The organism is Rhodopseudomonas pseudopalustris (genome assembly GCF_900110435.1).
GTDB classification, from domain to species: Bacteria; Pseudomonadota; Alphaproteobacteria; order Rhizobiales; family Xanthobacteraceae; genus Rhodopseudomonas; species Rhodopseudomonas pseudopalustris.
On sequence record NZ_FODT01000006.1, the window covers coordinates 330,926 to 356,683 of the forward strand.

Consider the following 25,758-nt stretch of genomic DNA (forward strand, 5'->3'; position numbering starts at 1 on the left):
CGTCAAAACTTGACGTTGTACGAGAGCTCCGCGGTGCGCGGCATTCCGAGCATCCATTGCGTGGTGTTGCCCGACGTCGTGTAGACCGTGTCGAACAGATTGTAGATCCGCAGCGACAGCGTCTGCCGCGTATCCGGCTTCCAGCTCAGACCCGCATTGACGAGGCCGTAGGCCGGCCGCGTCAGCGTGTTGGCGTTGTCGGCGAAGGTCTGCCCGACCAGTTGAACGCCGGCATTGGCCGACCAGTTCGGCGCGAACGCCCACGTCGCCCAGATGTTGCTGACCAGTTGCGGCACGTTGGCTGGCACATTGCCCGCATAGTTCACGGCCCGACCGCCGACCACCTGGGTGAAGTCGTCATATTGGGCGCGCAGCCAGGCGACGTTGGCGTCGAGCCGCAACCCGTCCACGACGATGAGCCCGGCGGACGCCTCGATGCCGCGCGAGGATTGCTGGCCGATCTGCAGCGGGTTGGTGTTGGCGGGATTGAGCGGATCGCGCGCCAGCAGATTGTTCTTGACGATCTGATAACCCGCCAGCGTCCACTCGGCGCGGCCGCCGGCCAGCGATTGCTTGACGCCGACCTCGATCTGCTTGCCGGTCGACAGCGCGAAATCGCGATTGACGCCCGTCATGGTGATCAGATTGGTGACCGGATCGACCGCCGTCGAATATTGCCCGTAGATCGCAAAATCCGGGATCGGATTGTAGACCAGCCCGGCGCGCCAGCTCGGCGCCGAATAGGATTTCTCGAAGCTCGCCGAAGGCGTCAGGAAGTCGGTGCGCTCGACGGTCGGCTGATCGGAACGGATGCCGGTGACCACCGCCAACTGATCGGTCAGGCTGAGGCGGTTCTCGGCGAACACACCGTATTGCGTGGTCAGCGTATGAAAGCCGGGCCGGGTCGGGCTGACAGGCAGGAACGCGCCCGGATCGAAATTGAACCGCGAGACCGACGACGCGCCCGCATAAGGCGAGTTGTTGGTGGACGTGAACGCGATCCGGTTGACGTCGAAGCCCGCCACGAACTGGTTGGCGAGCCCGAACAGATGGCCGCGGAAAGTCGCGTCGGTTCGGCTGCCGATCTGCTCCTGATCGTGGAAGATCTCGATATAGGAGTTGCGGTTGATGTTTCCCGTCGTGGGGCTGAAGGCGTAGCTCTCGACGTTTTTCCAGTGGCGATGGCTGCTGAGATAATAGCTGACGTTCTTGACCGAGACGCTGTCGGAGACGTCCCACTCGGTCTTGAGCTGGGTCCAGTTGTCGCGATAGCGGATGCCGGCGTCGCCGACATTGTAGTTCTGGAACCGCAGCGATTCGTCGAGCCGGCCGCCCACCAGCGGCGTGCCGAAATAGCGCGACGGGCTGCGATCGGCGTAGTCCTCGCTCAGCGTAAAAGCGAGGTTGTCGGCGGCCTGCACCCGCACCGAGCCGGAAACGGCGACGTTCGAGGTATTGTCGCGGTCGACCCAGCCGTCGGACATGTTGCCGATCGCCGCCAGCCGGTAGGTGACGTTCGGGTTGATCGGCCCCCCGCTGTCGACCGCGAGCCGCCGCGTCAGATTGGTGTCGAGCGAGATCTCGGCCTCGTTGCGCTGGATGGCGAGCGGCTTCTTCGAGATCACGTTGATGGCGCCGCCGATCGCGCCCTCGCCATACATCACCGAGGCCGGGCCGCGCAGCACCTCGATCCGCTGCGCCGTCCAGGTGTCGAACGGGAAGGTCATGGTGCCGGCGCCGACATACATCCGCGTGCCGTCATACAGCGACATCACCGTGCCGTTGCCGGCGAAGCCGCGGGTGGTGAACGACAACCCGCCATTGCCGGGCTGAGGGCTCGCGGTGAAGCCGGTGGCGTTCTGCGTCACCGCGTCGATCACATTGCGCTGGCCGCGCTCGGCGATGGTCTCGCTTTTGATGATTTCGACGCTCGCCGGCGTCTGCAGCGGCGTCAGGTTGAGTCGGCTGGCGCTGCTCGCCGGCGCGCCGAGGTTGAAGGTCGGTGCGGTCGACGCTGTCGGCGACGGCGTGGCGGCCGGATTGGTCGCGGCCGGCGATGTCGCAGCACGCTGCGCACGCGCCGCGCTGGCGCTGGATCGGGTCGCGGCGCGCGGCTTGGCGGCGCGCGCGGTCTGGCCCTCGACCACGATCGGATCGAGGCCGCGAGAGATGGCGGCGATCTGGGTCCAGCCGTTGGTTGGCCAGAGCAATGCGACAACGGCGACAGAGCACAACAGGCGACGATTGCGCCCGGAAGCAGTTTGGGAGGGAGACATCAAGGACTCGCGGTTAACGTGGTACGTCACCGCGAACGAAAGCCTCGCCGCAGCCATTCGGGCTGCAGTTCGACACCCACCAGGACACCCCGCCCAATGTGCTCGCGTGTGACCACGACGACGGCAGGTCTCCTGGCTCGCGGGTCGCTGCCTTTCGCCGCCTTCCCAGGCTCGAAGCCCAGTGGCGCTTGGCGAAAGGCTCGCCGCTTACAGTTGCGGGGGCAGCCGCGGAATTGGATTCGCGAGAATCCTCACCGCATTCCCTATTGATCCCTTGCGGGAACCGTCGATGTTCACCGTATCGGGAGTAACGAAACACTGTCAACGAACGCGGCCCCGCATTCCCCAAAAGTCGTTCGAAGGCGGCACCCTTGTTCGCGCCGGGGCCTCATCGATCGTGGCGGCCCGTCCGCCGGCGCGCTCGGGAGTCATCCGAATCAGCGAGTGGGCTGCGTCGGATAATCCGGACAGGGCGACCGGACGCGTCTGAACCATCGCTTGAAGCCTCGGTGAGAAAAACAGAAGCAATGCTGGATGTAATGTTATAACATTACATTTTCGACGCGCAAGCGCGCCCCGCACGCCCCCTCCTTCCGGTCGGCCTTGGATTGAATGCAGGTGGCACGGGCGCTGCGAACGTTGCCGGCACGATGAAGCTGAGCTGAGGTATCGAAAGACTGCCCCCAAGCCGAAGCGCGACAATGACGGGAGGTGTCACGGGACGGTCAGGCTCGGCGCTGCCAAGCCTCGGGCGCCGCTCGGGAAAACAACAAATCCCCGATCGTCATTGTTTTTTCGCTGTTTTTGGTTATATTGCGTCGCAACGCGTGCAAGTGCCCGGCCCTCATTTGGCCGGGCCTGTTTTTTGGAATTGCCCCGCGCGTTTCAGGCACAGGCAAATTGCGGCGCGCCTCGGGCGCCTTCCGCGGCTTGCCTGCGATCGCGCTGATGACCGGCACCAGGCCCGCAGGACCCGACAGAGAACCATGAACATCCGAAACATCGCCATTATCGCACACGTCGACCACGGCAAGACCACCCTCGTCGACAAGCTGCTGCAGCAGTCCGGCACCTATCGCGACAACCAGCGCCAGGTCGAGCGCGCGATGGACTCGAACGATCTCGAGCGCGAACGCGGCATCACCATCCTCGCCAAATGCACCTCGGTGGTGTGGGACGACACGCATATCAACATCGTCGATACGCCGGGCCACGCCGATTTCGGCGGCGAGGTCGAACGCATCCTGTCGATGGTCGACGGCGTGATCGTGCTGGTCGACGCCGCTGAAGGCCCGATGCCGCAGACCAAATTCGTGGTCGGCAAGGCGCTGAAGCTCGGCCTCAAGCCGATCGTCGCAATCAACAAGGTCGACCGCTCCGACGCCCGCGTGACCGAAGTGGTCAACGAAGTGTTCGACCTGTTCGCCGCGCTCGACGCCACCGACGAGCAGCTCGACTTCCCGATCCTGTACGGCTCGGGCAAGAACGGCTGGATGTCGGACAAGCCCGACGGCAGCCACGAAGACGGCATGCGTCCGCTGTTCGAACTGGTGATGAAGCACGTCCCGTCGCCGTCGGTGGAAGAAGGTCCGTTCCGTCTGCTCGGCACCATCCTCGAAGCCAACCCCTATCTGGGCCGCATCATCACCGGACGGATCGCGTCCGGCACGGTGAAGCCGAACCAGACCGTCAAAGTGCTGTCGCGCGACGGCAAGCTGGTCGAGAGCGGCCGGATCAGCAAGATCCTCGCCTTCCGCGGCCTCGAGCGCGTGCCGCTCGATATCGCCGAAGCCGGCGACATCGTCGCGATCGCGGGGCTCACCAAGGGCACCGTCGCCGACACCTTCTGCGATCCGTCGGTCGACACCCCGATCCAGGCCCAGCCGATCGATCCGCCGACCGTGTCGATGTCGTTCATCGTCAACAACTCGCCGCTCGCCGGCACCGAAGGCGACAAGGTCACCAGCCGCCTGATCCGCGACCGCCTGCTGCGCGAAGCCGAAGGCAACGTCGCGTTGCGCGTGGTCGAGGCCGCCGACAAGGACGCGATGGAAGTGTCCGGCCGCGGCGAATTGCAGCTCGCGATCCTGATCGAGAACATGCGCCGCGAAGGTTTCGAACTGAGCGTGTCGCGTCCGCGCGTCGTGCTGACCCGCGACGAGGAAGGTCAGCTGCTGGAGCCGATCGAGGAAGTCGTGGTCGACGTCGACGAGGAATTCTCCGGCGTCGTCGTGCAGAAGATGAGCGAGCGCAAGGCCGAGATGATCGAGATGCGCCCGTCCGGCGGCAACCGGCTGCGGCTGGTGTTCTACGCGCCGACCCGCGGCCTGATCGGCTATCAGGGCGAACTGATGACCGACACCAAGGGCACGGCCATCATGAACCGGCTGTTCCACAACTACCTGCCGTATCGCGGCGAGATTCAGGGCCGCCGCAACGGCGTGCTGATCTCGAACGATCAGGGCGAGGCGGTCGCCTACGCGATGTTCAAGCTGGAAGACCGCGGCCCGATGATGATCGAGCCCGGCTGGAAGGTCTACAAGGGCATGATCGTCGGCGAGCACACCCGCGACAACGATCTCGAGATCAACGTGCTCAAGGGCAAGCAGCTCACCAACATCCGCACCACCTCGAAGGATGAGGCGGTTCGCCTCACCCCGCCGATCCGGATGACGCTGGAAAAGGCGCTGGCCTATATCGAGGACGACGAGTTGGTCGAGATCACGCCGAAGTCGATCCGGCTGCGCAAGCGCCACCTCGATGCCAATGAGCGCAAGCGCGCCGAGAAGTCGAAGCAGGCCGTGGCCTGATCCGATCGGCGACAGTCTCCGAATGATCAATGCCCGGCTTCGTGCCGGGCATTTTCATGTCGGGCACTCGCCGGCGACATCGAAGCGCCGTGATCGACATGGTAAGAGCTTCGAACCATGCCACAGCAACGCTTTCCCTCTTCCGTGGACATCGCCATCATCGGCGCGGGCGCGGCCGGCCTCGGCGCGGCGCGGACGCTGGAGAACTCCGGCCTGTCGGTGATCGTGCTTGAAGCGCGCGACCGGATCGGCGGCCGGGCCTTCACCAGAATGGTGACGCCCGGGATCGCCTTCGATGTCGGCTGCGGCTGGCTGCATTCGGCAGACGAGAATTCGTTCGTCGGGATCGCCAGAGACCTCAGCGTCGAGATCGATACCACTCATCCGCCGTGGAGCGAGCGCAGCTTCGGCGACGTGTTTCCGCCGCGCGAGCGCGCCGCGTTCAGCAAGGCGCTGGACGCCTTCTACGAGCGCGTCTGGCGCGCCGCAAAGCGCAAGACCGATGCGCCCGCTGCGACGTTGCTGGAGCCCGGCAATCGCTGGAACGCGATGATCGACGCGGTGTCGACCTGGGTCAACGGCGCCGAACTGGACCGCGTGTCGGTCAAGGACGTCGAGGCCTATCGCGACACCGGCATCAACTGGCGGATTCGCGAAGGCTACGGCGCGCTGATCGCGGCCTATGGCGCGCACTGCCCGGTCGCGCTGAATTGCGCGGTCAGCGTGATCGATCATTCCGGCCCGCAGGTGAAGCTCGAAACCTCGCAAGGCACGCTCACCGCCGGCAAGGTGATAATCACCGTGCCGACCAATCTGATCGCCGACGAGGCGATCCGCTTCACGCCCGAACTGCCGGACAAGCTCGCGGCGGCGCGCGGGCTGCCGCTCGGGGCCGACGCCAAGGTGATGCTGCAACTATCCGATCCGAACGACTTTCCCGCCGACGGCAATCTGCGCGGCGCGACCATGCGCACCGCGATCGGGACTTATCACTTGCGGCCGTTCGGCCACGACGGCGTCGAGGGATTTTTCGGCGGCCGCTTCGCCCGCGAACTGGAACAGGCCGGCGACGGCGCACTGGCGGCGCAGAGCATCGACGAGATCGCCGGCCTGCTCGGCAACGACATCCGCCGCAAGCTCAAGCCGCTCGCGGAATCGCGCTGGACGCGCGATCCGTTCGCGCGCGGCTCCTACTCGCACGCATTGCCCGGCCACGCCGGCGCCCGCGCGGTGCTGGCCGCGCCGGTCGACGACCGGCTGTTCTTCGCCGGCGAAGCCACCTCGCCGCAATTCTTCTCCACCGCCCACGGCGCGAGGGACTCGGGTGAGCGGGCGGCAAGGGAGATCATCGGCCACGCGTAGTAACAGCGCGAAAGCCGGAGTGATCTTCCGGCGATCCCCGGGCGCTGCAGTGCGGAACGTTTTCGTCCGCCATCGCAAAGCCGTTCGCGACCGCCCTGCACCGCCCGGCCTGTCCGATTCCGGCACAATCCTGTCCGCGGTGATGCAGGAAATCCACATGTTAACCGATAATTAACGTTGGACCTTGAAGCCGCGCCCGTGACTTGCTTTGATCACGGTCATGAGCACAACGCTGATCGAGGTTCGGCCGGCCAGGGCTGCGGATGCTTCCGCCGTCGCCGCCACCCATGACGAAGCCTGGCGATCTGCCTATCAGGGCATCATCCCCGGAGCCGAGCTGGAAAAACTGATCAATCGCCGCGGCCCCAATTGGTGGGATTCGGCGATCCGCAAGGGCAGCCGGGTCAGCGTGCTGTGCTTCGGCGACAAGGTCGCCGGCTACGCCAATTACGGCCGCAACCGCGCCCGCAGCCTGCATTTCGAGGGCGAAATCTACGAGCTCTATCTGCGGCCGGAATTCCAGGGGCTCGGCTTCGGCCGGCGGCTGTTCGCCGCGGCCCGCCGCGACCTCGGGCAGAGCGGCCTGAAGAGCATGGTGATCTGGGCGCTGTCGGACAACGAGCCGGCGACCGAGTTCTACCGGGCGCTCGGCGGCCGGATGGTGGCGCGCTCCTCGGAGCGGTTCGGCCAGAAGTCGCTCGACAAGGTCGCCTTCGCCTGGAGCAACTGACGTTTTGCGCTGGCGAACGGCGCTAGCTCGGGCTATTCGGTTCGTCCCGCACTCAAGTCAATCCGGAGCAGTCGATGCGCATCGACGCAATTCCCGTCGGCGTTAACCCGCCTCATGATGTCAATGTGATCATTGAGGTTCCGGTCGGCGGCGAGCCGATCAAGTACGAAATGGACAAGGCCGCCGGCACCCTGGTGGTCGACCGGTTTCTTTATACCGCGATGCGCTATCCGGGGAACTACGGTTTCATCCCGCACACGCTGTCGGACGATGGCGATCCGTGCGACGTGCTGGTCGCCAATACCCGCGGCATCGTGCCGGGCGCGATGATCAGCGTCCGCCCCGTCGGCGTGCTGTTCATGAGCGACGAGGCCGGCCATGACGAGAAGATCATCGCAGTGCCGTCGTCGAAGCTGACCCAGCGCTACGACCGGGTGAAGACCTATTCCGACCTGCCCGATATCACGCTGCAGCAGATCCAGCACTTCTTCGAGCATTATAAGGATCTCGAACCCGGCAAATGGGTGAAGATCCTGCGCTGGGGCGGCGCCGAGGATGCGCACAGGCTGATCCTCGAGGGCATCGAGCGGGCCAAGGCGGCGAAAACTTAAGCATCGGCGGCGTCGCCGGCCGCGAGGGGGATTGCGATGCGCCGGCTGTTGAGATGGATCCGCAACATCGTGGTGATCGCGCTGGTCGCGGTCGCCGGCCTTGCCGCGGTGCTGACCTACAACGCCTATCGGCAGCCGTCGCGGCAGATCGCGGTCGATCCCGCTCCGCCGATCGCGGTCGACGATCAGGGCGCGGCGAAACGCCTGGCCGAGGCGATCCGCTTTCCGACCATCTCCAACTTCCTCAACCCGGAGCAGGACGCCGAGGCGCTGCGCGGTTTGCAGGCGCATATCGCGGCGAGCTTCCCGGCGTTCCACGCCGCAGCGACCCGCGAGCTCGTGAACGGCAAGAGCCTGCTCTACACCTGGCAGGGCTCGGACCCGCAGACCAAGCCGATCGCGCTGCTGGCGCATCAGGACGTGGTGCCGATTGCGCCGAAGACCGAGCAGGACTGGCAGCAGAAGCCGTTCGACGGCGTGATCGCCGACGGCTTCATCTGGGGCCGCGGCGCGTGGGACGACAAGGGCAACCTCTACGCGATGCTCGAAGCCGCCGAGCTGATGGCGAAGCAGGGCTTCAGGCCGAAGCGGACGATCTATTTCGCCTTCGGCCATGACGAGGAAGTCTCCGGCCTGCGCGGCGCGAAGCAGATCGCGGATCTGCTCGCCGCGCGCAAGGTCCGGCTCGACTTCGTGCTCGACGAGGGCCTGCTGATCACCGAAGGCGTGATGAAAGGTCTCAACAAGCCGGCGGCGCTGATCGGCGTTTCGGAAAAGGGCTACGCGACGCTGGTGCTGACCGCGCGCGGCACCCCGGGCCATTCCTCGATGCCGCCGCGCGACACTGCGATCGGGATGCTGGCCGCGGCGCTGACCCATCTGGAAGACAAACGCCTGCCGATGCGGGTGCGCGGTGCGGTGGCCGACATGTTCGACACGCTGGCGCCGGAGATGAGCGGCTTCAACCGCGTCGTGCTGTCGAATCTGTGGCTGTTCAAGCCGCTGCTGCTGCGGGAATTCCAGAAGAGCGGCACCACCGAGGCGATGGTGCGCACCACCACCGCGCTGACCGTGTTCAACGCCGGCGACAAGGATAACGTGCTGCCCGGCATTGCCGAGGCCAGCGTCAATTTCCGCCTGCTCCCCGGCGATACGCAGGCGAGCGTCACCGACCACGTCCGCGCCGCCGTCGCCAACGACAAGATCGCGATCAAGCCGTTCGAGGGCAATTTCGATCCGCCGCCGGTGACCGGCACCGCGAGCCCGTCCTACGGCGCGCTGAACCTCACCATCCGCGAGATCTTCCCGGACGTCGTCGTGGCGCCCGGTCTGATGATCGCCGCCACCGATTCGCGGCATTATGCGGACGTCGCCGACAACATCTTCCGGTTCTCGCCGGTCCGGGCGACCTCGGAAGACCTCAAGCGCTTCCACGGCACCAATGAGCGGATCAGCATCAAGAACTACGCCGACATGATCCGGTTCTATCAACGGCTGATCCAGAACACGGCCGGCTGAAGGCGACAGCTTCCAAGCAGCCTTTCAACACCTCGCACGTCATCCTGAGGCGCCGCCGCGCAGCGGCGGCCTCGAAGGATGGGCCGCGCACGCCATCCAGATTGCCGCATGCTGCGAGGCGCGCCGAAACCGGCGCGCGCCTCAGCATGACGGCGTTGGAATCAGATCATCAAACGCCCGGCTTCGGCAGGCCGTGGATCGCGCTGGCGGCGCGGACAGTGTTGACCAGCAGGCACGCCACCGTCATCAGCCCGACGCCGCCCGGCACCGGCGTGATGGCGCCGGCGACGTCCTTGGCCTCATGGAAGGCGACGTCGCCCACAAGCTTGTCCTTGCCGCCGTCCGGCGACGGCGTGCGGTTGATGCCGACGTCGATCACGGTCGCGCCCGGCTTGATCCAGTCGCCCTTGACCATTTCGGCCTTGCCCACCGCGGCGAACACCAGATCGGCCTGACGGCACAGCGCCGGCAGATCGCGCGAGCGCGAATGCGCGATCGTCACCGTGGCGTTCTCATTGAGCAGCAACTGCACCAGCGGCTTGCCGACCAGATTGGAGCGGCCGATCACGATCGCATTCATGCCCTCCAGCGAGGCATGGACCTGCTTGGCCATGATGATGCAGCCGAGCGGCGTGCACGGCGTCAGCGCGAACAGCCCGCTGGCGAGCCGGCCGGCATTGACCGGGTTGAGACCGTCGACATCCTTGGCCGGATCGATCGCGTCGATCACCGCATTGCTGTCGAGCCCCTTCGGCAGCGGCAATTGCACCAAAATACCGTGCACCGCCGGATCGGCGTTGAGCTGGCCGATCAGCGCCAGCAAATCGGCCTGCGCCACGTCGGCCGGCAGCCGGTGCTCGAACGACGCCATGCCGGCTTCCTGGGTCTGCTTGTGCTTGCTGCGGACATAGACCTCGGAGGCCGGATCGCTGCCGACCAGCACCACCGCCAGACCCGGCGTGATGCCGTGCTCGGCCTTGATTCGCGTCACCTCTGCGGCGACGCGGCCACGCAAATCGGCTGAAATGATTTTTCCGTCGATGATCCGGGCTGTCATGTCGTCCCCTCGCTTGGGATGATGCGTGCGCATCGAAAAACAAAAAGCCTCTCCGGACGGAGAGGCGATCGAAGTCGCCCTGGTGGGCCTCCCCTGCTCGCTATTCGGCCGGCTTGGCCGCCGTCAGTCGGCGCAGCGCCTCACCGAGCTTGGTTGGATCGCCGTCGATCGCGATCTGCTTCTGCCGGGACGTCGCCCCCGACAGCAGCCGGACGTTTCGTTTCGGCACGCCGAGCGATTTCGCCAGCAGTTCGATCACCGCCCGGTTCGCCTCGCCGCCATCGGCGATGGCGCGAACCCGGACCTTCACGACCGGACGGCCGTCCGACAGCGTCTCCAGCCCGTCGACCTCGTCGCGGCCGCCGCGCGGGGTGACTCGCACCGCAACGGCAACGCCCTGGGCAGAATACCGCCAGGCCTCCATCGTGGAAACTCCGGGACCGGACGGTCAGCGGCTCAGAACACCGCAGGGTAGATGTAATAGGTGATCACCCGCTGCAGGAACATGATCAGCAGGATCAGGATGATCGGGGAGATGTCGAGCCCGCCGAGCGACGGCATCATCCTCCGGATCGGCGCCAGCAAGGGCTCCGTGATCCGGTACAGGAAATCCGACACCGCACCGACGAACTGGTTACGCGTGTTCACGACGTTGAAGGCGATCAGCCAGGACAGGATCGCCGAGGCGATCAACAACCAGATGTAAAGATCGAGAATGATGAGGACGATGTCGAGAATGGCGCGCATGGCGGTGGAAATCTCGCGGGTTCGAACGCGGAAAGGCTAGGCCGTAAATATCGTTTCAGCACGGTCCAAACAAGGGAACTCACTGCAAATAAAGCCCAATGCCGACGACACGGCACGTCCTTGACTTGGCCTTAGCGGGGACTGTAAATGGCGGCGTTCGTTGACCGGTGCATCGCTGTGCCGATCGCGGAGGGGCCATAGCTCAGCTGGGAGAGCGCGTCGTTCGCAATGACGAGGTCGGCGGTTCGATCCCGCCTGGCTCCACCAACTTCCTCCGGGAGTTGGATCCCGCAGGACAATCCCAGCACCGACGTTTCCCGAGAATTCTCGACCTTACCCCAGGCATAGCTCCATCGCCTCTGGGCGAGAGGGCGCGGCCCATGTTTCGAGACACCCGGCTTGGCTCTTCAAGCTTCGCCGGGGTCAGGATGGGTTTTTTGTGTGATCAAAGCCGCCAGGTCGGGCGAGCGGTGCCCTACGCGCTCTTGAACTGCGGCGGTCGCTTTTCGACGAAGCTGGCGACGCCTTCCTTGAAGTCCTCGCTGCCGAGCGAGACCACCATTTCCCGATTGGCCTCGATCGTCGCCTCCGCCAGGGTCTGGAACGGCACCTCGTAAAGCTGCCGCTTGATCACCCGCATCGAGGCCGGCGAGACGTTGTCGGCCAGGTCGCGGGCATAGGCGTAGGTCTGCTCGCGAAGCTGATCGGACGGGTACAGCCGGTTCACCAGACCGATCCGCAGCGCCTCCTCGGCCGAAACCCGCCGCGCCGACATCAACAGATCGAGCGCGTTGGCGTGGCCGATGATGCGCGGCAGCATCCAGGAAATGCCGTGCTCGGCGATCAGCCCGCGCCGCGAAAACGCGGTGGTGAACACCGCGCTGTCGGCGGCGAAGCGGACATCGCAATACAGCGCATGCACGAGGCCGATGCCGGCAGTGGCGCCGTTCAGCATCCCGATCACCGGCTTGCCGATCGCCGGATAGAACGCGTAGCGGGTCTGCCAGTCGGCCCGGCGGTTCATGTCGAACGCAGGCAGGCTGGAGGCGCGGCGGATGTCGGACGGGTCGATGGTCTGCAGCACCTGCATGTCGGCGCCGGCGCAGAAGCCACGGCCCGCGCCGGTCAGCACGATGACGCGGACGTCCGGATCCTCGGCCGCCTGCTCCATCGCCTGCCGCACCTCGCGCTCCATCACCGGCGTCCAGGCATTCATCCGGTCCGGCCGGTTCAGTGTGACGGTCGCGATCCTGTCGGCGACCTCGTAAGTGATGTCCTGGTAATCCATCGGCGCGTCTCCCTTTTTGCTCTTGTTGCGCCCTTGGCGGGCTGGCTCGATGTCGATCGGCGGAGGGGTGGTCAGGCGCGGCGCGAGCCCTTCGGCCGCGCCAGATAGGCCTTGGTTTCCGGGCTGTCCTGCAGCCAGCCGCTCCAGCGCCGGAACACTTTTGCCATGCGGTCCGGCGCGACGCCGAGCTGCTGCATCGCGACGCCGCCATTGACCGATTCGCGATACTCCGCGATCAGCCCGTCGCGCAGCACGAAGCGGCTCATGCCGTCGATCACCACCGGCTTGCCGGCGAAGTCCGGGACCGTCGAAGTGAAGCTCGACAGCGACCAGGCGTAGCCCAGATCGCCGTTGCAGACCGGATCGAACATTTCCCAGCGATAGTCGGCGGCGTCGCGATGAAACAGATTCTGCATCATGTGCGCGATGTCGGCGCGGCCGCTATGCGGGCCGTAGATGTAGTCGTGATACACGGCATCTTCGGTGAAATGCGTCGCGAACCGGGCGCCGTCGCCGGATTCGGCCGCGCGGGTGAAATCCTCCAACAGCCGCGCGAATTCCTCGCTGGTCATGCCGCCTCCCTGATGGCCGGTCGTGCGCCGGCGCTTCGGGCAAGCCTAGCAATCGATGCGGCGGAAAGGGAAGCGTGTTTCCGGAAGAAGGCTGCGGCCTATTCGGCCGCTTCGCGCGCTCAGCGTTGGCGTTGCTGGAAACCGCCGACCGCGGCGAGCACGAAGCCGCGCGGGAAGAACCGCAGCAGGAACGGCACGATCTTGACGCCCACCCCGGGCAGCACCAGCCGCTTGTTGTTCATCAGCCCCTGATAGCCCTGGCGGGCGACTTCGGCCGGCGACACGTTGAGGATCGCCGAATCGATCCCGGGTTCGATACTGGCGCGCAACTGGAACTCGGTCGGCACCGGTCCCGGGCAGATCGCCGTGACCCGGACGCCCTTCTTGCCGAGTTCCTGATGCAGCGCCTCGCTCAGCGACAGCACATAGGCCTTGGACGCGTAATACACCGCCATTCCCGGCCCAGGCATGAATCCGGCGATCGAGGCGACGTTGAGGATGCCGCCGCGCAGCCGGGTGACGCTGTCGGCGAAGCGCAACGACAGATCGGTCAGCGCACGGATGTTGAGATCGATGATGCCGAGCTGATCAGCCCGGTCGATCTCGGCGGCGCGGCCGAACAATCCATAGCCGGCATTGTTGACCAGATATTCGACCTCGACCCCCGCCGCGGCCAGCCGGGCGACGATTTCGTCGGCGCCTTCGGGCTTGCCGAGATCGCAGGCGATAATAATCGGCTCCGGCCCGCCTTTGGCGATGATTTCGGCCGCCAGCGCTTCGAGCCGGTCGGCGCGGCGCGCCACCAAGGCTACTCTGTGAGCATTTGCCGCAAAAATACGCGCCAGCTCCGCACCGATTCCCGCCGATGCCCCCGTAATCAATGTCACGCGTTCAGTCACGATTCAAACTCTTGAAATTGAGGATCGAATGGCCCGATCATCGCTAGGCCTTAGGCAAGAAGCAAGCTGCGTGCAAGACCATTGCCGTCCCGACGGTCGATTCCCAACCAGCCTTCCGCGTCGAACTGACGCGCAGTGAGCGCAAGTCGTGACGAATCGGTAGTAGGTAGTGCATCGGCCGGACTGTGTAGGGCTTAGTTCGCAGGGTCCGCTTCCGACTGCGAAGCGACCTGGCGCTTCAGATTGACGCGGTCGCGGGAAGACACCGCGAGCAGGTCGGCGGCGCGCCAGACCACGTTCTCCTCGAACTCGGTGACGTTGCCGTCCGCGAACACCAACTCCCACATCATCTCGATGATGCGTAGCCTGCCCTGCTCGTTGACCGACCGCATGATAACGCTGGTGAAATGATACAGATCGACGGCATCACCCTCGACCAGTGTGGCCGATGCGACCAGCCGGTTGGCGGTTGCGGCATCGAGATGAAAGCGTGTTTCGAGCAACGAATGCAGTTTACGTCGCTCGACCTCGGAGGGTTCGCCATCCAGCGAGATGACGTGAATCAGCAGCGCCGTCGCCGCCAGCCGATAGCCGCCGTCATCGAAGGTCAGTTCGTCCGGCGCAGTCGGCGCGACCACTTCCGAAATGAATTGGCGCAGTTTGTCCAGCATCCGCTTTCAAGCTCTTACGATAAGGGGCGCGAACTCAGGCTCGCTCTATGACGCGAAATCGTAACGTCGGCAATCGGGCCGGGTTCCAGCGGACTTCATGACCGTTCGGCAATGTCGCCAATGCGTTAAGGAATCTCATACACCAGCACCCTGTCGGCGATGCCGCGCAGCGCCGCCTGTTTCTCGATCGGGGCGATCGCTTCAGCGCGCAGACATATTCGCCGTGGCCCTGGGGCGGTCGCTACTAAATGACGCCTGCTTGATCAGCGGCGCGTCAGCCGGAACATAGGTGAGTGGTCAGGCTGGGTGGTGACGATGCCGATCGGCATCACCGGCGTGCGGTCGATCAGTTCGATCCGGAACGCGCCGACGATCCGCGCCAGCGCCAGCGTCGCCTCGACCAGCGCGAAATGCGCCCCGATACACACCCGCGGCCCGACGCCGAACGGCAGATAGGCGAACCGGTCCGGCGGCGGCGTGCCCGGCAGAAAGCGCGCCGGCATGAAGGCCGAAGGATTGTCCCACAGCTTCTCGTGCCGGTGCAGCAGCCACGGCGCGATCAGCATCACGTCCTTTCTGCGGATCGTCTGGCCGGCGACGCGTTCCGGCCCGGCCGCTTCGCGGGCGATCAGGAACGCCGGCGGATACAGCCGCAGTGTTTCGTCGAGCACCGCACGGGTGAAAGCCAGCCGCTCGATCGCCGGCGTCTCATCCTTGCCGGCGCTGCGTGCCTCGTCGGCGACGTCCTGCTGGGTGGCGGGATCGAGCGCCAGCAGATACAGCGCCCAGAACAACGCGGTCGCGGTGGTCTCGTGGCCGGCGAGGATCATGGTCGCGACCTGATCGCCGAGCTGATCCTCGGAGAAGGCTTCACCGGTCTCGGGGTCTCGCGCCACCACCATGAGATCGAACAGATCGCGCGGCGGCGCGCCTTCGGTCTTGCCGGCGGCGCGGCGCGCGGCCATCAACTCGCCGATGAATCTCGTCCAGCGCCGGCGGAACAACGCGCGCGAAATATCCTGCGGGCTCGGCCATCCCAGCGGCAGCAGCAGGTCGAGAAACCGCGGGCTCGCGAGCTTCATGCCGTACTCCATGACGAAGTCGCGCAGGGTCTGGCCATGGCGACCCATCGCGAACGAGAACATCGTCCGTCCGGCGATTTCCAGCGCGAGCCGCTGCATCGCCTCGCGCAGATCGACCGGCGCGCCGAGGCTGCCCTGCAGCTCCGCGATGGTCTCCTCGGTCGCCGAGATCATATGCGGCACCAGCGTGCCGACCGCGCGCGGCGTGAACGCCGGCGCCAGCGTGCGGCGTTGATGCTTCCAGGCGCGGCCTTCGGCGAGCAGCAGGCCCTGGCCGAGGATCGGCTGCAGCACGCGAATGCCCGCCGCGGTGCGCGTGTAGTTCTCGTAATTGTCGATCAGCACATGCCGGATCGCATCCGGCGTGTTGAGGATGTAGCTGGCGTGATTGAAGAACCGGCCCTTGATGAGATCGTCCTGATAGGCGCGCTGGCCCCAGGTCGCGATCGCATTGTTGCGAAGCGCCGCGAGCCGGCCGAGCGCCGTCATATTGTCCGGCGCGCGCGGCGGCGTCGGCGGCAGCAGCGGCGCGCGGCGATCAGCAACGTCGTAGACCTCGGCGATGCTCACATGACGCTCCTTGGCTTGATCAGTTCCACCCTTCCGATCAAGCTAAGGTGCGAACGGGGCGCAGAAAAGGCCAGTTCAGGACGTCAGCTCCGCCACAGTGACGCGGTTCTCCGATAGCGGCCATGCCCGCGCCACGATCCGCTCCTCGTTGAACAGGCCGACGACCGCGCGGCCGGCCTCCGACGCCGGCAGCTTCAACGTCGTCACCGAATCGGTCGGCACGCCCGGATTGACGTCGGTCGGCTACTTGCCGTCGAGCAGCACGACGTCGCGCGGCAGGCCGAAATAACCGCGCGGCCGCGACATCATCACCACCGCGCCGACGCCGGCTTCGGGCGGCGTCGCGGGCTTTGCGGCGCGCAGATGCACGACATCGGACGAGCGCGGAAACGGCGAGCGATAGATGTGGGTGATCGTCGCATCCGGCGACGTCAGCACGAATTCCAGCGGCCACGGCGGCTGCGTGTCGACCGGCCCCCAGCGGCCGTCGGCTCCGGTCTTTCCGCTGTACAGCGCCGCCCCGATCCGCTCGCCGCTGTCGGGCGCGACACGAAACACTTCGACGATCGCACCGGCGACCGGCCGGTTGGTCGGCACGCCGCCCGGCGTGCCGGTGACCAGCCCACTGAGCTTGACCGCTTGCTCCGGCGTGATCGCGATCAGCGAGGGCTCGCGGCCGGCGATGAACTTGTAGATCTCGCGGAACGCCCGGGGATGGAACGCGACCTCGCGATGGTCGAGCGCGCCGAGCACCAGATTGGTGGCGCCGCGCAGCTCCGGCCCTTCCACCGTCACCCCGGTCGGCGTGCCCGGCTTGCCGACGAAGCGACCGTCGGGCTGGGCGTATTTGTCGATGCCGTCGCTGCGCAGCGTCAGGAACGCGACGCCCTCGGTGACTTCGGACGCGCCGTCGTTCAGCCCGCGCAGGAACGGTCCCTTGCCGTTGAACTCGTTGCCGAGGCCGGCATCCCAGGCATAGACGCCGTGATTGGGCGTCCCGCACAACACCGCGTGCGACACGTCAGCGGCGGCGCCGGCCTTGATGAGGCTACGCACCGCATTGCCGCCGCGCGAGCTTGCGACCAGCGCGACTTTCGCAGCGCCGGTGCGGCGCTTGAGATCGGCGATCGCGGCGCCCAGTTCTCGGCGCTGGTCTTCTGTCGAGGACCGGTCGGGCTGCGACACGGTGTCGTCATTGCGCGCCAGCGGGTCGGTGAAATTCACCGCCGCCAGACGCTGCCGGGCGACGCCATTGGATTCCATCCGCCACATCTGGGTGATCCACAGCGCGGCATGGTCGCCATTGCCGTGCACGAACAGGATCGGCGGGACCGGCGTCTCCAGCGCCAGCGCGGCGGGGCTTTGGGCGAACGCCTGCAAGGTCGGCCCGCCGAGCGCCAGAGGCAACGCCCCGAGAGCTTTCAAGATGCTGCGCCTGGTGGTTTGCACGTCGTCGGCCTCCCTGATTTTCCCGAATCGTAGCAGGCGCTTGGCGCCGCTCAAAGCGGCGTTGGCACTGGACAGGTCCGGAGTTTCGCAGGCATCACTGCAGCCGAGCGCCGGGAATCGGCGCCGGCGCGGCGAGGATAACGTCGGGAGAAAGGGGCTTGATGACGGGGGGAGCGAAGCGAGGCGTGTTCTCCGCCGGCGGCGTCGCGGCGCCGCTGCGCTACGCGCTGTTCCGGCGGATCTGGCTGGCGAGTCTTCTGTCCAATCTCGGCCTGATGATCAACGGCGTCGGCGCCGCCTGGGCGATGACGCAGATGGCGTCGTCCGCCGACAAGGTCGCGCTGGTGCAGACCGCCTTGATGCTGCCGATCATGCTGGTGGCGATGCCGGCCGGCGCGATCGCCGACATGTATGATCGCCGCATCGTGGCGCTGGCGTCGCTGACGCTCGGCCTCGGCGGCTCGACGGTGCTGGCGGTGCTGGCGCATCTCGGCCTGGTGACTCCGGAGATCCTGCTCGCCTTCTGCTTCGTCATCGGCACCGGCATGGCGCTGTTCGGCCCCGCCTGGCAGGCCTCGGTCAGCGAACAGGTGCCGGGCGAGGCGCTGCCGGCGGCGGTGGCGCTGAACGGCATCAGCTACAACATCGCCCGCAGCTTCGGCCCCGCGGTCGGCGGCATCGTGGTGGCGACGGCCGGCGCGGTTGCGGCGTTCGCGGCCAATGCGGCGCTGTATCTCCCGCTGCTGATGGTGCTGTTCCTGTGGCGGCGCGTCAGCGCGCCGCCACGGTTGCCGCCGGAACGGATGAATCGCGCGATCGTCTCCGGCGTGCGCTACATCGCCAACTCCCCCTCGATCCGGATCGTGCTGACGCGGACGCTGGTCACCGGGATCGCCGGCAGCTCGGTGCTGGCGCTGATGCCGCTGGTGGCGCGGGACCTGCTGAAGAGCGGCGCAGAGACCTACGGCATCCTGCTCGGCGCGTTCGGCGTCGGCGCGGTGATCGGCGCGCTCAATGTCGGGCTGGCGCGGGAACGGCTGAGCAGCGAAGCCGCGGTGCGCTCCTGCGCGATCATCATGGGCCTGGCGATGGCGGCGGTCGCGCTGAGCCGCTCGTCGCTGATCAGCGCCGCGGCGCTGGTGGTCGCGGGCGCGGTGTGGATGCTGGCGATCGCGCTGTTCAATATCGGCGTGCAGCTATCCGCGCCGCGCTGGGTGGCGGGCCGCTCGCTGGCGGCGTTTCAGGCGTCGATCGCCGGCGGCATCGCAATCGGAAGCTGGGTCTGGGGCCATGTCGCCGATCTGGCGGGCGTTGCGCCGTCGATGCTGATCTCGGCCGGGGTGATGTTGGTCTCGCCGCTGGTCGGACTGCTTCTGCGAATGCCGTCGGTCGGCACCCAGACCGAGGATGCCGAGCTCCTCGCCGACCCGGAAGTGCGGCTGGCCTTGACGCCGCGCAGCGGACCGGTGGTGATCGAGATCGATTACCGCGTCGATCAGGACGACGCCCGCGCGTTTCACGGCGTGATGCAGCAGGTCCAGCTCAGCCGCCAGCGTAACGGCGCCTATGGCTGGTCGATCGCCCGCGACATCGCCGACCCGGAACTGTGGACCGAGCGCTATCACTGCCCGACGTGGCTGGACTATCTGCGACAGCGAAGCCGTTCGACTCAGCACGATCGCGCCATGCACCAGCGCGCAATGGCGTTTCACCGCGGGCCGGCCCCGATCCGGGTGCGCCGGATGCTGGAGCGGCCGTTCGGATCGGTGCGCTGGAAGGACGAGTCGCCCGATCGCCCCACCGGGACCGAAGTGCTGCCGGTCGCAGGCGTCAGCGGCGGTTCGACCTGAAAATGGAGCTTCTCCGGTTCTGATGGAATCAGAACCGGAGAAGCTCCAAATTTTTGTTCTGACGCGTTTTCTTGACGCGAACCGGTACCCACTTCGCTCGAAAACGCTCTATCGGCTACTGGCCGTTGTCGGTCAGCACCTTGGCGCATTTCTTGCTCAGACGCGCGCGATTTTGCTGCAGACAGTTGAGGATGACGCCGTCGCCCTGATCCATCACGGCGCGGCAGAACCGGGACACGTCGCGACCGCAGCCCGGATCGGGCCGGCCGGACTGGGCCTGCGCCGCCGACGCCAGCAACAACAGCGAAATGACTGAAAGACCTGATCTCAACATGGCGCCTGTCCAAATGCTCGGTCGACTGCCGGGGCGTGATGCCAATCGGGCGCGGCCGGTTTGGTTCCCACCGCGCCCTCGGCGAGCCGGACTGCGACCGGGTCCAGCGACTTCGTGGAGCGCGATCGTCCGAAACCCGTACTGCGTATCCGCTTTGTCGGGATCAGGCCCTAACCATCGCGCGGGACGATGACCGTCGGCTTGGTCATCTCGACCACATCCTTGGCCTGATCGGTCAGGACCCGGAACTGGGTCTGCAGGAATTCGGTCTGGATCCGGACGACGTCCTGGAAATCCTTGGCGTGCAGCAACTGCTCGGAGAAGTCGAAGGTCGCCTGGACGTTCTTCTCGACATAGCCCTTCAGCGTGTTGGCCTGGCTGCTCGTTCCCATCGGCGAGACCGAAAGGCTCTTCTCGATGAACTGCAGATAGTTGTTCATCGCGCCGCGCGCCTGTTCGAGGTTCTTGGACATCATCGTCAGGATGACGTCGGATGAGTTGTTGTCTGCCATCGCAATCTCCTCGAGCCACACGCGTCGTTGTCATATTGATGTACAAATCGCCCGCGCCGTCCAGTGGCGGCGGTGACAGTTTGAAAAAATGGCTAATTCAAAACGCGGTGGAAGCAATCCGCGTATTCCGCAGGCGCCGGCGTCATCCGGAGGCGGAGCGTAGCGAAGCTCGAAGGATGGCCGCTCAGATGCCGTCGCCGCAGTCCGTGACGCGCCACCCCTCAAGCTCGCCCAGGGCGGGCGAGCACCTCAGATGACGCTCGCGCCGCCCAAGGCGGGGGCGGGCAGGGCGGGCGGACGAGACGGCGATCGCCCGCACTGCGCTCGCGAATGCGCGGCCGTTAATTGAACCGCGCGCGATCGAGCTGATCGGTGTTCTTCTGCGCCCGGTAAATCTCGCTGACGTACCAGGCCAGCACGAGCAGCGTGGCGATCCGCACCACCGACACCGGCAGCATCAGGCTGAACGCAACGATCAGCAGCGATACGGCAGCCGCCTTCACCACCTTCAGGCGATCGTCGAAGATCGGCATGAACCATGCCTTGTTCTCTTCAGCCCAGAACGGCGGCTTGACCCGATTGAGTCCGTAGCGCGCCCAGGTATCCTTGAAGCCGAGCTCGTAGGCCCAGACCAGATACAGGGTGACCCAGAACGACAGGAAGGCGACGACGACGGACATCGGTCCGGCGGCGAAGCCGATGACGACGAGCACCGCGACCGCGAGTGCGACGAACCAGTTTTGCATCGGTTTGACCCTTGGTACTGTAGAGGGCTCCGCGCTCAGACGCCTGACCGCGCAGCCCCCTTTGAGAAGTGCCTGCGGCGCTTATTTGCGGGCGCAGGACACCACGATGGCAGTCGAGGACGGGCCGCAGCTTGCGGTGATCTGTCCGTTCTCGACCAGAAGATTATCGCTGAACTTCGCACCGCTCGAGCCGATGCAGATCGCTGAGATCAATGCCTCGTCGGCTTCGCAAGTGGTGGGACAGCCGTTCGCCGAGCACGACGACGATGTCACGGTCCGGAAGGCGCTGACAGGCGGAGCCACCGGCGTCGCAGCGACGGCGGGCTCGATCAGCACGCCACGAGGGCCGCCGACGCGGTCGCTGACCGCGAACGCAGCAACCAGGGCGACGGAGCCGAGCAGGATCATCGTTGAGGAGCGCATACTACCTCCATACCAGTTGGGTTTGCACGATACCGGTTTCAATTGCAGCATCGTAGCAACACTCGGGAAATTCAACAGGCACAAGTTTAATCAGACTAAATGCCGGAAGAATGAAGACATCCGGCAGCCCGCGGAAAATATCGAAGAGGGCTGCGGATGCGGCGTGCGCGCCGCGGCTGCGCTGCTTCGAAATTTCTGTTACCGATCCCTATCAGCTTGGAAACAGTCACATTTCAGCTAGAGGTCAGATCCGGGCAAGCCGCCTGGCGACGGTCGTCAGATCCTCGTCCGGAACTCTTCGCCAACGGCGATGAAAGCGCTGCGACGTGTCGACGTGCCGCTTCCGGCGGCTCTCGAACAGTTAGTTCGACGAGAAACGTCCGGATTTTCCCGGACAGGCATTGCGATGCACGCAGATGATTCGCGGCGATGCACACCGTCGCGCCCGAGTGATTCGTGAAATTGATTCGTGGAAAACCGGGACGGTTCGAAACGAACAAGAGGGACCTTCACCACGCCGCATCGGGCTGTCTTCATGACGCCGCCGAACGCCGGGCGAATTCCCGAAGCGATCGTCGTCCGGCGCGACTGTCAGCCTCCCGAAAGTTTGGATGAGTTAGAGACGATCGCCGGCAACCCGCCTGATCAACCGCAGGCCTCGCAGATGGCGCGCCCGAGGACGCAGAAGGCAGCCGATCTGACCGGAGACGACCGCAAGCTGCGGCAAGGGCTGACGGCCGCGCGGGCGGCGCACCCCTGACACACCGACCGCGACAACGAGCGCCGCGCATACAACGATTGGAATTCCGATGAACAACGCATTGCTTCTTAAACTGCACCGCTGGATCAGCCTGGTGTTTGCGATACCGCTGATCGCGATCATCTTTACCGGGCTGATCCTGTCGGTCGAGCCGATCATCCAGAACCGCGGCCTGCCCGCCGGCATGGCCGACGCCGATCGCCTCACCGGCCTGCTGCAGCGCTACGATCCGGCGGCCAAGGCCCGCGGATTGGCCATCAACGCCAGCGGACAACAGATGCGCCTGCTCGGCGTCAATGCGCCGGTGATCGACCTCGCCACCGGCGAGGCGGCGACGGCGTCCGATCCGGTCGGCGACGTGTTGCTCTGGGCGCGGCGCACCCACGAACATCTGCTCGGTCATGACTGGCTGGTGATCGCCTCGACCATTGCGATGGTGGTGATCATGGGCCTCGGAGTGTTGATGGGCTGGCCGCGGCTGCGCAACAGCCTTTCCGGCTGGCACAAGGGCGCCGCGTGGTTCACGCTGCCGTTGCTGCTGCTCAGTCCCATCACCGGCCTGTTCATGGTGCTCGGGTTGACGCTGCAGGGCAACCCGCCGCCGGCCGCGGCGACGCTGCCACTCGCCGACGCCGTCCGGGCGATCGCGCAATCGCACGACGTCGCGCATCTCGCGATGATCGCCAATCGCGGCGGGCGGATGATGGCGCGGGTCTACGAAGCCGGCGAACTACGCGCCTATACCTTCACCGCGCAAGGCGTGACGCCGCTGCCGCGCAACTGGCCGCGGCTGCTGCACGAAGGCAATTGGTCTGCGCTGATCGCCGGATCGCTCAACGTCGTGGTTTCGGTCGTGCTGTTCGGACTCCTCGCCACCGGCGTCATGCTGTGGTCGCGCCGCAAGTTGCGGCGACGTCCGCAGAGCGCGGCCAAGACGCGCGATCGGACGGCGGCGACGCCGGCGTGACGCCGAACAAACTATCTGAGCGAGAGTGATTATCATTTCCGATTCAAAGCATTAAGCAACCGCCGCGCATCTTTTTTCTGCGCGGCGGCGATTAACGCATCGGTGGGGTTTCCGCCAATACGTTCGGGACAATATCACGCGGCTCCGGAGAAACCGGAACGCGCCTGGCCCCGCCCGCGCCGACCCCACACGGTCCAGCCTCTGCTGACCAAATCAAAAAACGACGCGCGGCGTAAACTCGAAGGCAGAAGCGCCATGCTCGACCGAACATTGTACTTGATCGCTGGGATTGACGGAAAGCTGATCGCCTCCTGCCCCGACACCGACAAGATGTGGGTGCGGCAGCTCGGCTACTCGCTGTGCCTGTCCTTCATCGTGGTGTTCGGGGTGTCGGTCTATTCGCTCGGCTACATCATTCCCGAACTATGGTTGAGAATTCCTGTCGCGCTGGTGATCGCGCTGACGCTATTTTTGTTCGATCGCGCGCTGTTTCAGTCGGACTGGTTCACCCAAACGGCGGCCCAGGACGTCGGCGCCGCGGTGCAGAGCGAAGCCGAAGCCGGCCGCTCGCTGCTGCGCTTTGGCCGGATCGCGGTGCGATTGACGATCTCGCTGATCCTCGCCTCGGTGATCGCCTCCTTCCTCGAGCTGGCGATGTTCTCCTCGACGATCACCGAGCGGATCGAAGCCAACCGCGTCGTCGCGAACAAACCCTTGTTCGAGAAACTGGCGACCTTCGAGACCGGGCTGAACGCGGAGATCGAGCAACAGAGCGCGTCGCTGACGGCCCTGGAGCAGTCTCTGCAAGCGACATTCGCGCAGTCGACCAACGCCGCCGCGGCCATCGCCGGACTCGATGCGATCGACGAGCAGATCAAAGCCCTCGTTGTGCGCGAGGACGCGTTGCTCGGCGAACTGAAGCAGCTCGAGCCGGCGATGCGGAAAGCCGCCAGCGAAATGAACGCCGAGGAGTTCGGCCAGCGGCTCGACGCCGAAAGCAGCATGCGCCCCGGCTTCGGGCCGCGCTATGAATTCGCCCGGCGACAGAAGGAATTGATCGAACGCCAGATCGCTGCGCGGACGGCCGAGCTGGCGCACACCCGGTCGAAGCAGGAAGACCTCAAGACCGCGAGAAGCCAGCTCGTCGATCAGGAAACACGCCAGCGCGCCGCCGAACGAGCGCGGCTGGACGACGAGCGCGGCCGGATCCAGGCACAGATCGTGGCCACGCAGAGCAGCCTGCAGCAATTGCAGGCGAGCCGGCAGCCGCGCATCGACGCCTACTGGCAGAAGCTGCGCACCGAATTTCAGTATCGCGAGGCCGGCTCGGCCAGCGATCCGCTGACCCGGATGGCTGCGTTCGAACAGCTGAAGCAGGATCCGCAGCAGGGCGCCACGATCACCATGGTGTCGTGGATGACGCGGCTGTTCATCATCTTCCTCGAAGTGGTGCCGGTGGTGGCGAAGATCTTCTTCTCGCCGCCCAGCGTCTACGCCTTCAAGATCCAGGCCCATGTCGCGCGCGGCTGTCGCCGCGCCGAGGCGGCGGACAACAACGAGGTGATCGAGCTCCGCGAGGACACCGCGCCGAGCATCGTTCCCGCGCATGCGACCGGACTCGACGCGGTGCTGCGTGGATTGACCGGGCTGCAGACCGGCCGGCTGTACGAGCCGGAGCGGCGCATCGAAGACCGGCGCAAGCAGATGCCGCTCACCGCGCTGCGCGGCACCGGCAAGAAGAGCGTTCCGATTCCGCGGCCAAGCAGACCGGTCCGAAGCAGCCCGCGGCCGGCGTCGACCTTGCTTCCGGTGTAGGAGCGGCCACCGCAATCGTTCGAATTGTCGCCGTCTGGTGAACGGATCATTCCGGGGTGCGGGCGCTAAATCCCCGCATCGCTACCGCAGCATGAGCGCGCCATGACCAGCATTGCCTCAATCGCCGTCTCCGGCATGAATGCCGCGACGCGACGGCTCGAAGTCTCGGCCAGCAACGTCGCCAATCAGCAGTCGACCGGCGCGCTGCCGGCGGCGAACGGCGCCGTGCCGGCCGGTGCGCCGCAGGCCTACAGGCCATTGCAAGTCAACCAGACCGCCGTCGCGGGCGGCGGCACGCAGACGACCGTCTCCGCGACCTCGCAAGGCGCCGTCGCGATCTCCGATCCGCAGGCGCCGTTCGCCAATCAGGACGGCCAGGTCGCCGCGCCGAATGTCGATCTGGCCCAGGAATTCATCGGCCAGCTGGTCGCGCGTTACAGCTACACGGCGAATCTCGCGTCGCTGAAAGCCGACCGGGATATGAGCAAGGCGCTGCTGGACGCCACGGCCTAGCCGAGCCGAGCCTCCAGCGAGGGACGGCGCAGCCCCCTGATTCAGCCGGCATGGCGTCGAAGGCCGGCGGGCGCCTCGATCGCGCCGTGGCGCGCGGATATGCCGCCTTCCCTCACCGATCGCGCGGGGCGACATTGCGAGACCCACCCACGGACAGGCCCCTCGTTTGATTGCATCGTGCCGCTGCGCGGCCCTT

At 65.7% G+C, this 25,758-nt stretch carries 23 protein-coding genes, 1 tRNA gene, 1 pseudogene and 1 riboswitch; of the genes and pseudogenes, 11 read left to right on the forward strand and 14 right to left on the reverse strand.

Features of this window, described 5'->3' with window-relative positions:
- Nucleotides 1-2: 2 nt before the first annotated feature.
- On the reverse strand, nucleotides 3-2,276 hold the full coding sequence (locus tag BMY71_RS14400; protein WP_092684550.1) for a TonB-dependent receptor: 2,274 nt from the start codon (nucleotides 2,274-2,276) through the stop codon (nucleotides 3-5).
- A 105-nt stretch (nucleotides 2,277-2,381) separates the two neighbouring features.
- Nucleotides 2,382-2,579, reverse strand: a riboswitch (cobalamin riboswitch).
- A gap of 683 nt (nucleotides 2,580-3,262) precedes the next feature.
- Here BMY71_RS14400 and typA point away from each other — a divergent pair.
- The 5 genes from typA (at nucleotide 3,263) to BMY71_RS14425 (ending at nucleotide 9,307) form a co-directional block, all read left to right on the forward strand.
- Nucleotides 3,263-5,086, forward strand: coding sequence for a translational GTPase TypA (typA, locus tag BMY71_RS14405; protein ID WP_011501124.1), 1,824 nt, complete (start codon nucleotides 3,263-3,265; stop codon nucleotides 5,084-5,086).
- A 117-nt stretch (nucleotides 5,087-5,203) separates the two neighbouring features.
- Nucleotides 5,204-6,448: a flavin monoamine oxidase family protein gene (locus tag BMY71_RS14410; protein WP_092684552.1), complete on the forward strand. Its 1,245-nt coding sequence runs from the start codon at nucleotides 5,204-5,206 to the stop codon at nucleotides 6,446-6,448.
- Nucleotides 6,449-6,668: 220 nt separating this feature from the next.
- Entirely contained in the window at nucleotides 6,669-7,178 is a 510-nt protein-coding gene (locus BMY71_RS14415; RefSeq protein ID WP_011501122.1) for a GNAT family N-acetyltransferase, read from the forward strand.
- A gap of 74 nt (nucleotides 7,179-7,252) precedes the next feature.
- Nucleotides 7,253-7,789 (forward strand): inorganic diphosphatase, encoded by a 537-nt coding sequence (ppa, locus tag BMY71_RS14420; protein WP_011501121.1) that lies wholly within the window; start codon nucleotides 7,253-7,255, stop codon nucleotides 7,787-7,789.
- Nucleotides 7,790-7,825: 36 nt separating this feature from the next.
- A complete protein-coding gene (locus BMY71_RS14425) occupies nucleotides 7,826-9,307 on the forward strand; it encodes a M20 family peptidase (protein WP_092684554.1) in 1,482 nt (493 codons plus the stop codon).
- A gap of 169 nt (nucleotides 9,308-9,476) precedes the next feature.
- On the opposite strand, the gene folD is transcribed toward BMY71_RS14425, so the two are convergent.
- The 3 genes from folD to BMY71_RS14440 form a co-directional block, all read right to left on the reverse strand.
- Nucleotides 9,477-10,364 carry a bifunctional methylenetetrahydrofolate dehydrogenase/methenyltetrahydrofolate cyclohydrolase FolD gene (gene folD / locus BMY71_RS14430; RefSeq protein WP_011501119.1) on the reverse strand — a complete coding sequence of 296 codons (888 nt, stop codon included), beginning with the start codon at nucleotides 10,362-10,364 and terminating at the stop codon, nucleotides 9,477-9,479.
- Nucleotides 10,365-10,464: 100 nt separating this feature from the next.
- Nucleotides 10,465-10,788 carry a DUF167 domain-containing protein gene (locus tag BMY71_RS14435; protein WP_092684556.1) on the reverse strand — a complete coding sequence of 108 codons (324 nt, stop codon included), beginning with the start codon at nucleotides 10,786-10,788 and terminating at the stop codon, nucleotides 10,465-10,467.
- Between the two features lie 32 nt (nucleotides 10,789-10,820).
- Nucleotides 10,821-11,111, reverse strand: coding sequence for a YggT family protein (locus BMY71_RS14440; RefSeq protein WP_011501117.1), 291 nt, complete (start codon nucleotides 11,109-11,111; stop codon nucleotides 10,821-10,823).
- Nucleotides 11,112-11,302: 191 nt separating this feature from the next.
- Between BMY71_RS14440 and BMY71_RS14445 the strand changes: the two genes are divergently transcribed.
- Nucleotides 11,303-11,378, forward strand: a tRNA-Ala gene (locus BMY71_RS14445).
- Nucleotides 11,379-11,586: 208 nt separating this feature from the next.
- Here the strand turns inward: BMY71_RS14445 and BMY71_RS14450 are convergent.
- The 6 genes and pseudogenes from BMY71_RS14450 to BMY71_RS14475 all read right to left on the reverse strand — a co-directional run bounded on the left by BMY71_RS14450 (nucleotide 11,587) and on the right by BMY71_RS14475 (nucleotide 17,642).
- Nucleotides 11,587-12,399, reverse strand: a complete 813-nt coding sequence (locus tag BMY71_RS14450; protein ID WP_092684558.1) for an enoyl-CoA hydratase — start codon at nucleotides 12,397-12,399, stop codon at nucleotides 11,587-11,589.
- Nucleotides 12,400-12,470: 71 nt separating this feature from the next.
- Nucleotides 12,471-12,971, reverse strand: a complete 501-nt coding sequence (locus tag BMY71_RS14455; protein ID WP_011501115.1) for a nuclear transport factor 2 family protein — start codon at nucleotides 12,969-12,971, stop codon at nucleotides 12,471-12,473.
- Nucleotides 12,972-13,090: 119 nt separating this feature from the next.
- Nucleotides 13,091-13,870, reverse strand: coding sequence for an SDR family NAD(P)-dependent oxidoreductase (locus BMY71_RS14460; protein ID WP_011501114.1), 780 nt, complete (start codon nucleotides 13,868-13,870; stop codon nucleotides 13,091-13,093).
- Between the two features lie 194 nt (nucleotides 13,871-14,064).
- A complete protein-coding gene (locus BMY71_RS14465) occupies nucleotides 14,065-14,541 on the reverse strand; it encodes a tellurite resistance TerB family protein (RefSeq protein WP_011501113.1) in 477 nt (158 codons plus the stop codon).
- A 263-nt stretch (nucleotides 14,542-14,804) separates the two neighbouring features.
- Nucleotides 14,805-16,193 (reverse strand): cytochrome P450, encoded by a 1,389-nt coding sequence (locus BMY71_RS14470; protein WP_092684560.1) that lies wholly within the window; start codon nucleotides 16,191-16,193, stop codon nucleotides 14,805-14,807.
- Nucleotides 16,194-16,268: 75 nt separating this feature from the next.
- Nucleotides 16,269-17,642, reverse strand: a pseudogene (locus BMY71_RS14475) (hydrolase).
- Nucleotides 17,643-17,803: 161 nt separating this feature from the next.
- On the opposite strand from BMY71_RS14475, the gene BMY71_RS14480 reads away from it, so the two are divergent.
- Nucleotides 17,804-19,492: an MFS transporter gene (locus tag BMY71_RS14480; protein WP_092684562.1), complete on the forward strand. Its 1,689-nt coding sequence runs from the start codon at nucleotides 17,804-17,806 to the stop codon at nucleotides 19,490-19,492.
- A 115-nt stretch (nucleotides 19,493-19,607) separates the two neighbouring features.
- On the opposite strand, the gene BMY71_RS14485 is transcribed toward BMY71_RS14480, so the two are convergent.
- The 4 genes from BMY71_RS14485 to BMY71_RS25280 form a co-directional block, all read right to left on the reverse strand.
- The gene (locus BMY71_RS14485) at nucleotides 19,608-19,826 is read right to left on the reverse strand and encodes a hypothetical protein (protein ID WP_011501109.1); all 219 of its coding nucleotides are present in this window, start codon (nucleotides 19,824-19,826) and stop codon (nucleotides 19,608-19,610) included.
- Nucleotides 19,827-19,996: 170 nt separating this feature from the next.
- Nucleotides 19,997-20,338, reverse strand: coding sequence for a phasin family protein (locus tag BMY71_RS14490; RefSeq protein ID WP_011501108.1), 342 nt, complete (start codon nucleotides 20,336-20,338; stop codon nucleotides 19,997-19,999).
- Between the two features lie 341 nt (nucleotides 20,339-20,679).
- Nucleotides 20,680-21,084 (reverse strand): hypothetical protein, encoded by a 405-nt coding sequence (locus tag BMY71_RS14495; protein WP_011501107.1) that lies wholly within the window; start codon nucleotides 21,082-21,084, stop codon nucleotides 20,680-20,682.
- Between the two features lie 81 nt (nucleotides 21,085-21,165).
- Nucleotides 21,166-21,507, reverse strand: a complete 342-nt coding sequence (locus tag BMY71_RS25280) for a hypothetical protein (RefSeq protein WP_041805116.1) — start codon at nucleotides 21,505-21,507, stop codon at nucleotides 21,166-21,168.
- A 535-nt stretch (nucleotides 21,508-22,042) separates the two neighbouring features.
- On the opposite strand from BMY71_RS25280, the gene BMY71_RS14505 reads away from it, so the two are divergent.
- The 4 genes from BMY71_RS14505 to BMY71_RS14520 all read left to right on the forward strand — a co-directional run bounded on the left by BMY71_RS14505 (nucleotide 22,043) and on the right by BMY71_RS14520 (nucleotide 25,562).
- A complete protein-coding gene (locus BMY71_RS14505; RefSeq protein ID WP_092684564.1) occupies nucleotides 22,043-22,267 on the forward strand; it encodes a hypothetical protein in 225 nt (74 codons plus the stop codon).
- Between the two features lie 49 nt (nucleotides 22,268-22,316).
- Complete coding sequence (locus BMY71_RS14510) at nucleotides 22,317-23,234, forward strand: PepSY-associated TM helix domain-containing protein (RefSeq protein WP_092684566.1); 918 nt, start codon at nucleotides 22,317-22,319, stop codon at nucleotides 23,232-23,234.
- Nucleotides 23,235-23,489: 255 nt separating this feature from the next.
- Nucleotides 23,490-25,049, forward strand: a complete 1,560-nt coding sequence (locus tag BMY71_RS14515; protein WP_092684568.1) for a DUF4407 domain-containing protein — start codon at nucleotides 23,490-23,492, stop codon at nucleotides 25,047-25,049.
- Nucleotides 25,050-25,151: 102 nt separating this feature from the next.
- Nucleotides 25,152-25,562: a flagellar basal body rod protein FlgC gene (locus BMY71_RS14520; RefSeq protein ID WP_011501102.1), complete on the forward strand. Its 411-nt coding sequence runs from the start codon at nucleotides 25,152-25,154 to the stop codon at nucleotides 25,560-25,562.
- Nucleotides 25,563-25,758 lie beyond the last annotated feature (196 nt).